Origin of the sequence: Streptomyces hilarionis, from assembly GCF_024539675.1 — a bacterium.
GTDB lineage: Bacteria > Actinomycetota > Actinomycetes > Streptomycetales > Streptomycetaceae > Streptomyces > Streptomyces hilarionis.
The window spans coordinates 1-442 of sequence record NZ_JAHHIT010000452.1 but is presented as its reverse complement, the minus strand read 5'-3'; the positions used below and the strand labels follow the sequence as shown (position 1 = coordinate 442).

Annotated in this window: 1 protein-coding gene; it reads right to left on the bottom strand. The window is 50.5% G+C overall.

What is annotated here, in order from left to right:
- Positions 1 to 57: 57 nt before the first annotated feature.
- Positions 58 to 315, bottom strand: a complete 258-nt coding sequence (locus tag KMS84_RS39095; RefSeq protein WP_256912494.1) for a hypothetical protein — start codon at positions 313 to 315, stop codon at positions 58 to 60.
- Positions 316 to 442: the final 127 nt, after the last annotated feature.

Sequence of the window (442 nt, the reverse complement as noted above, 5' to 3'; positions counted from 1 at the left end):
GCGTTATTACGCAGGTACTGGATAGTTTCGCTAGCGATGGACATGACCTGAAGAGCCTCAGTGGTAATCGTCTGCAGCGCCCGCACGCAGGTACGCCTCGTCTGCTTCCCTTCGCAGGTCGCGCCATTCGTGCCAGCTGAGAACTCCCATGCGATCCATTTCATCCGCCTTGCGCAGCAGCTCGTCTTGATAAGCGTCTGGGCAATCCATCCTTAATTCAAGATTTTCCAAAGCACTATGCCAAGCATCCAAAGCGAGTAATTTGGTTTCTTGTGCAAATGTCAGCTGGTTCTTAAAAGCGTTCATCTCGCTCACCTCGAACATTTTCCAGTTGAGCGACCAATTTCGAGTTAGGTTCAAAATGTCTGACGAAAAGCAAATACCTGAACGAAAAAGTAGGAGGAGGCGCCTAACCCCGCGAGAAAGACATGCGCTCGTAGAC